Source organism: Curtobacterium sp. GC_Cur_3 (assembly GCF_026544205.1).
GTDB lineage: Bacteria > Actinomycetota > Actinomycetes > Actinomycetales > Microbacteriaceae > Curtobacterium.
The window spans coordinates 68115-74951 of sequence record NZ_JALNUI010000022.1; the positions used below are offsets into that span (position 1 = coordinate 68115).

General features: G+C 70.2%; 5 protein-coding genes. All 5 read left to right on the plus strand.

Going from position 1 to position 6837, the window contains the following annotated elements:
* Positions 1–6 precede the first annotated feature (6 nt).
* Complete coding sequence (locus OXR63_RS12810) at positions 7–2574, plus strand: glycosyltransferase (RefSeq protein WP_267423840.1); 2568 nt, start codon at positions 7–9, stop codon at positions 2572–2574.
* A gap of 71 nt (positions 2575–2645) precedes the next feature.
* Positions 2646–3542, plus strand: a complete 897-nt coding sequence (locus OXR63_RS12815) for an ABC transporter permease (protein ID WP_267423842.1) — start codon at positions 2646–2648, stop codon at positions 3540–3542.
* A gap of 4 nt (positions 3543–3546) precedes the next feature.
* Positions 3547–4788, plus strand: a complete 1242-nt coding sequence (locus OXR63_RS12820; RefSeq protein WP_267423843.1) for an ABC transporter ATP-binding protein — start codon at positions 3547–3549, stop codon at positions 4786–4788.
* A gap of 23 nt (positions 4789–4811) precedes the next feature.
* Positions 4812–5921 (plus strand): glycosyltransferase family 4 protein, encoded by a 1110-nt coding sequence (locus tag OXR63_RS12825; RefSeq protein ID WP_267423845.1) that lies wholly within the window; start codon positions 4812–4814, stop codon positions 5919–5921.
* Positions 5918–6837 (plus strand): glycosyltransferase family 2 protein (locus OXR63_RS12830; RefSeq protein WP_267423846.1); only part of this gene is annotated, 920 nt, incomplete at its 3' end. The genes OXR63_RS12825 and OXR63_RS12830, both read left to right, overlap by 4 nt.

A 6837-nucleotide genomic window follows, 5' to 3' on the forward strand; every position in this document is an offset into this window, starting at 1 on the left:
CAATCCGTGTCCACCTACGCGCCCCGCGTGTCCGTCGTCGTCATCAACTTCCGCGGGACGGACGACACCCTCGAGTGCATCGCCCGCCTCAGCGAGGTCGACTGGCCGGCGGACCGCCTCGAGATCGTGGTCGTCGAGAACGGCTCCGGCGACGACAGCGAGGCCCGTCTGCGTGCGGCGATCGGCGACCAGGCCAACGTGCGGATCATCGTCTCCGCCGAGAACCTCGGGTTCACCGGCGGCAGCAACCTCGGTGCGCGCGAGGCCACCGGCGACGTCGTCGCGTTCCTCAACAACGACGCCAAGCCCGACGTCAACTGGGTCAAGGAGGGCGTCGCCGGCTTCGCCCCGAGCCCCCGCGTCGCCGCCGTCGCGAGCAAGGTCCTGGACTGGGAGGGCAAGACGATCGACTTCGTCGAGTCCGGCCTGAGCTGGTTCGGCATGGGCTACAAGAACCACATCGCCGAGCTCGACGACGGCCGCTTCGACGCACCGCAGGACCTGCTCTTCGGCACCGGCTCGGCGCTCTTCGTCCGCCGCGACGTCTTCCTCGAGGTCGGCGGCTTCGACGAGGGCCTGTTCATGTTCTACGACGACGTGGACCTCGGCTGGCGCCTCAACCTGCTCGGCTACCGCGTCCGGTTCGCGCCGCGCTCGGTCGTCTACCACAAGCACCACGGCTCGATGAAGTCGTTCGGCGACCACCGCGAGATGTACCTGCTCGAGCGGAACGCCCTGCACCTGCTCTACAAGAACCTCTCCGACGAGAACCTCGGCACCTTCCTGCCCGCCGCGCTCGCCCTCCTCGCCCGCCGCGCGATCGCCAAGAGCGGCCGCGACTCGGAGGAGTTCGACATCCGCCGCTTCACCGGCGCGCCGGACGAGTTCGACCCGACGACCCCGATGTCGAAGGAGACCGTCGCCGGGCTCTACGCCCTCGACCAGTTCGTGTCGGACCTCCCCCGCCTGTCCGAGGAGCGCCGCCGCATCCAGGGGCAGCGCGTCAAGACGGACAAGGAGGTGTTCCGCCTGTTCGGCGACGCCTTCAAGCCGCTGTTCGAGGACGGCTACTTCCTCGAGGGCTACCAGGCGATCATCGAGGCCTTCGACGTCGAGCAGCCGATGCACCGCACCCGCGTGCTCGTCATCACCGGCGACGCGCTCGGCGAGAAGATGGCCGGCCCCGGCATGCGCGCGTGGAAGATCGCCGAGGCCCTCAGCGAGCACAACGACGTCCGACTCGTGACGTGGAACGTGGCGAACCGCAAGTCCGACGCCTTCTCCGTGTCCCGGGTGCCGCTCCAGCACGAGCGCACCATGCGGGAGCACGAGGAGTGGGCCGACGTCATCTTCTTCCAGGGCTACGCCCTGCACCACTTCCAGACGCTGCAGCAGTCGAACAAGATCATGGTCGTCGACCTGTACGACCCGATGCACCTCGAGCAGCTCGAGCAGGCGCGGGACAACGGCGACGTCGGGTGGCGCAACCAGGTGACCTCCACGACCGAGGTGATCAACCGCCAGCTCGAACGCGGTGACTTCTTCCTCTGCGCCTCGGAGCGACAGCGCCTGTTCTGGCTCGGCCAGCTCGCGGGGGTCGGCCGGGTCAACCCGGACAACTACCTCGCCGACGACAACCTCAAGAAGCTCATCTCGATCGCGCCGTTCGGCATGGACTCCACGCCGCCGAAGCACGAGCGCAACGCCATCCGCGGCGTGACGCCCGGCATCGGGAAGGACGACAAGGTCGTCATCTGGGGCGGCGGCATCTACAACTGGTTCGACACCCCGTCGCTCGTCCGCGCGATCGCCAAGGTCGCCGAGACCCACGACGACATCCGCCTGTTCTTCCTCGGCGTGGCACACCCGAACCCGGACGTGCCGGAGATGGCGATCGTCGCCGAGACCCGTCGGATCAGCGACCAGCTCGGCCTGACGAACAAGCACGTCTTCTTCAACGAGCAGTGGGTGGCCCTCGACGACCGCCAGAACTACCTGCTCGAGGCGGACGCCGGCGTCTCGACGCACTTCGCCCACATCGAGACCACCTTCTCGTTCCGCACGCGCATCCTCGACTACATGTGGGCCAACCTGCCCATCGTGACCACCGACGGCGACAGCTTCGGTGACCTCGTCGGGGCCGAGGGCATGGGCGTCGCGGTCAAGGAGCGCGACGTCGACGGCCTCGCCGCCGCGCTCGAGTCGATGCTCTACGACCCCGAGGCAGCGCAGGCCGCCCGCGACGCCGTCAGCCGCGTCCGCGAGGACTTCACGTGGGAGCGTGCGCTCGCCCCGCTCGTGGAGTTCTGCAAGGACCCGCAGGTCGCCGCCGACCGGGCCCACGACGCCGCCGTCCCGGCCGGGTCGCTCTCGGCCGGCAGCCGCCCCCGGGTCGCGCTGAGCCCGGCACGCGCCCGCGAACTCCGGTTCCACCAGATCGCGAACAGCCGCCACGGGGTCACCCGCGACGTCCGTCTCGCCGCGTGGTACCTGCGTGAGAACGGCGTCTCCGGACTCCGCGACAAGGTGCAGAACCGCGCGCGCATCATGCGCGAGAGCAAGAACGGGCGCTGACGTCCGGCGGCCGTCCCCGGTCGCCGAGGTACAGTGACCGTCGCCCGCGTCGAAATGTGAGGACTCCCCCTTTGAGCAACATCGTCACCGAGCGGTTCGACCGCCTCCGGCAGGAACGGATGGTCCCGGCCGGCCGTCCGGCCACGGCAGTCGTCGGATCGGTCCGCGAGATCGTCGCGCACCGACAGCTGCTCGACCTGCTGATCCGTCGTGACCTGAAGTCGCGGTACAAGGACAGCGCACTCGGCTTCGCATGGACCCTGATCCGTCCGCTCGTCCAGCTCGCGATCTACTACTTCGTGCTCGGCAAGATCCTCGGGGCATCCCGCAACATCCCCGAGTTCGCCGTCTACGTGTTCGCCGGCCTGACCCTCTACGGGCTCTTCAGCGAGATCGTGGCAGCGGGCACGGCGTCGATCGTCTCGAACGCCGGCCTCATCAAGAAGATCTACCTCCCGCGGGAGATCTACCCGCTGGCGAGCGTCGGAGCCGCGCTGTTCAACTTCGGCGTGCAGCTCGTCGTGCTCCTCGTGGCGACGATCCTGCAGAGCGGCACCGCATGGATCCGACTCGACCTGCTGTACTTCTTCCCGTCGACGCTCGTCATCCTGATCTGGGCGACGGCCCTGGCGCTGCTGCTCGCCGCCGCCAACGTGTACCTCCGCGACATGCAGTACCTCGTCGAGGTCCTGGTGCTCCTGCTGATGTGGGCCTCGCCCATCGTCTACAGCTGGCAGCAGGTCGCGAACGCGGCACCGCAGTGGCTGCTGAACATCTACACCGCCAACCCGATCACCCTCGCGGTCCTCGGGTTCCACCGGGCGTTCTGGACCGCAGGACCCGACTCCGAGTACCCGTCGCACCTGCTGATCCGTCTCGCGGTCGTCGGTGTCGCCGGGCTGATCGCACTCCTGCTCTGCCAGCGCGTGTTCGCCAAGCTGCAGGGCAACTTCGCCCAGGAGATCTGACCCGATGAGCATCGACAACGCACTCGCCCAGGAGACCCGGTCGCCGTTCTCCGACGCCCCCGCCGTCGTGACCGTGAAGAACGTCTCCAAGCGCTTCACGATCCGCAAGGACAACTCGCTCAAGGAGCGCGTCGTGACCCTCGGTCGCGCCGGCCGTCGCCACAGCGAGGACTTCTGGGCCCTGAAGGACATCAGCCTCGACATCCCCGCCGGCACCACGATCGGGCTCCTCGGCCCGAACGGCTCCGGCAAGTCGACGCTGCTGAAGACCATCGGCGGCATCCTCGAGCCCACCACCGGGTCCGTTGAACGCCGCGGTCGTCTGGCCGCGCTCATCGAGCTCGGCGCCGGGTTCCACCCCGACCTGACCGGGCGCGAGAACGTCTACCTCAACGCCGCGATCCTGGGCCAGACGCAGGAGGAGACCGAGGAGCGCTTCGACGACATCCTGCAGTTCTCCGGCATCGGCGACTTCATCGACACCCAGGTGAAGTTCTACTCGTCCGGCATGTACGTGCGACTCGCCTTCGCGGTCGCCATCAACACCGACCCCGACGTGCTGCTCGTCGACGAGGTCCTGGCCGTCGGTGACGAGCAGTTCCAGAAGAAGTGCCTCGACAAGATCCGTGAGTTCCAGGCGCAGGGCCGCACGATCATCCTCGTGTCGCACTCCCTCGGCCAGGTGCAGGAACTCTGCGACTCCGCGGTCGTCCTGCACCACGGCGAGGTCAAGTTCCAGGGCTCCGCCCGTCTCGCCGTGAAGAACTTCCGCGAGATCCTCGAGGGTCGCCGCATCGCCGAGGCCGAGGCCGCCCACCCGGAAGAGGACGCGAACCCGGGCAAGGTCGAGCACGTCGAGCTCGAGATCCCCGGTCGTGCCCCCGGTGCGGAGCACCACCACGGCGACGACCTGGTCATCCGCGCCACGTTCTCGCACACCGACGTCCTGCCCGAGTGGCGCGCCGGCATCAAGATCGAGAACCACCTCGGCAACCCGGCCTTCGGCATCGACAGCCGCCAGACCCAGGCGCGGCACGACCCGCTCCGTGGGACGGCGACCGTCGAGTGGCACCTGCGCGACCTGCGGCTCGGCGGCGGCCAGTACTTCGTCCACGTGTTCCTCGCCAAGCCGAACGGCGAGCACATCGTCATCGAACGCGAGGCCGCACGGTTCGTCGTCGTCGACGAGGACACGCAGTCGGGCATCGCCTGGACCGCGACCACCGAACGCCAGATCAAGGGCTGACGTTGCAGGAACTCCCGGTGCTGGTGGACGCCACATCGGTCCCGCCGAACCGCGGTGGGGTGGCCCGGTACATCGCCGGGCTCCTCACCGGGCTCGCCGAGCTCGACGTGCAGGTCGACGTGGTCGCGAAGCGCGGCGACGTGGCCTGGCTCCGTGGGCTCGCCCCGACGCACCGGTACCACGCTGCTCCCGGCTGGACCGCATCGCGCCCGCTGCGGCTGGTGTGGGAGCAGGTCGGCCTGCCGGTGCTGACCCGGCGGGTGCACGCCACCGTCCTGCACAGCCCGCACTACACGTTCCCGGTGATCCGGGCCTCCCGGACCGTCGTCACGCTGCACGACGCGACCTTCTTCAGCGACCCGGCGGCGCACTCGCGGCTCAAGGTGCTGTTCTTCCGCACCTGGACGCGGCTGGCCCGCCGCCTGAGCCGAGCGACCGTCGCCCCGAGCGCGGCCACCGTGACCGAGCTCGACCGGCTCGCCGGCCCCGCGCGTCGGGCGACCGTCGTCGCGCACCTCGGGGTGGACCCGGCGCTGTTCCACGTGCCGACCGACGCCGAGGTCCAGGCCTTCCGCCAGGCGCACGAGGTCGCTGACGACACCGAGTGGATCGCGTTCCTCGGCACGGTCGAACCCCGCAAGCGCGTCCCGGAGCTCATCGCGGCGCACCGGGCACTGCGTGACGCTGCGACCGGACCCGTGCCGGCGCTCCTGGTCGCCGGCGGACTCGGCTGGGACGACGTCGCCCGGCGCGAACTCGAGACCGCGGGCGACCGACCCGGCGCTCCCCTGCGCCACCTCGGGTACCTGCCGGTGGAGGAACTCCGGGCGTTCCTCGGCGGCGCCCGCGTGGTCGTCTACCCGAGCACCGCCGAGGGCTTCGGGCTCCCCGTGCTCGAGGCGATGGCCTCCGGTGCCGACGTGCTCACCACCGACCGGCTCGCGATCCCCGAGGTCGGCGGCGACACCGTGACCTACACCGAACCGGACGCCGGACCGATCCGTGCCGCGCTCGAACGGCTGCTGTCCGAGGACCCCGCCGTCCGCGCGGAACGCACCGGGCGGGCCCGCACCCGCGCCGCGGGCTTCACCTGGGCGGCCTGCGCACGCGTGCACCTCGAGGTGTTCGCATGACCGGCGGAACCGGGACCGGGACCGGGACCGGCGACGGCACGACCGGCGACCGCGTCGGCGCCACTGGCGACCGCGTCAGCGCCGCTGGCGACCGCGCGGCGATCGTCACGGTGTCGTACCGCTCCGCCGACGTCCTGCCGCCGTTCCTCGCCTCCACCGCGGACGCCAGCGCACGACCGGTCGAGGTCGTCGTCGCGGACAACGACTCCGCCGACGCCGAGGACCTCCGCCGGATCACCGAGGCGGCGTCCGCACGGTTCTTCGAGGTCGGCGACAACCGCGGGTACGGCACGGCCGTGAACCGCGCGGTCGCCACGCTCGACCCGGACGTGCGGTGGGTGCTCGTGTCGAACCCGGACGTCGTGCTCGAACCGCTGGCGCTCGACCGCCTCATCGCGACCGCCACGGCCGACCCGACGATCGCCGCCGTCGGTCCGCGCCTGCTCGAGCCGAGCGGTGAGGTCTACCCCTCCGCTCGTCTCGTCCCGTCGCTCCGCACCGGCCTCGGCCACGCGCTCTTCGCGAACGTGTGGAAGGGCAACCCCTGGACCCGGCGGTACCAGCAGAGCGGTGCACACGACGTCCGCCGCGACACCGGCTGGCTGTCCGGGGCCTGCGTGCTCGTCCGCCGCGACGTCTTCGAGCAGCTCGGCGGTTTCGACGAGGGGTACTTCATGTACTTCGAGGACGTCGACCTCGGCTGGCGCATCGGCCGCGCCGGGTTCCGCAACGTGTACGAGCCTGCCGCCACCGCGACCCACATCGGCGGGACCGCGACCCAGGGCTCGTCCGAGCGGATGCGTCGCGCGCACCACGAGAGTGCCTACCGGTTCCTGGCGCAGAAGTACCCGGCATGGTGGCTCTGGCCGCTCCGGCTCGCACTCCGGACCGCGCTCGCCGTGCGCGCCCGCGCCAC

Bases quoted from the DNA above. Each gene is read 5' to 3' on its own strand.
- OXR63_RS12820 (WP_267423843.1), top strand. From the start codon at position 3,547: ATGAGCATCGACAACGCACTCGCCCAGGAGACCCGGTCGCCGTTCTCC.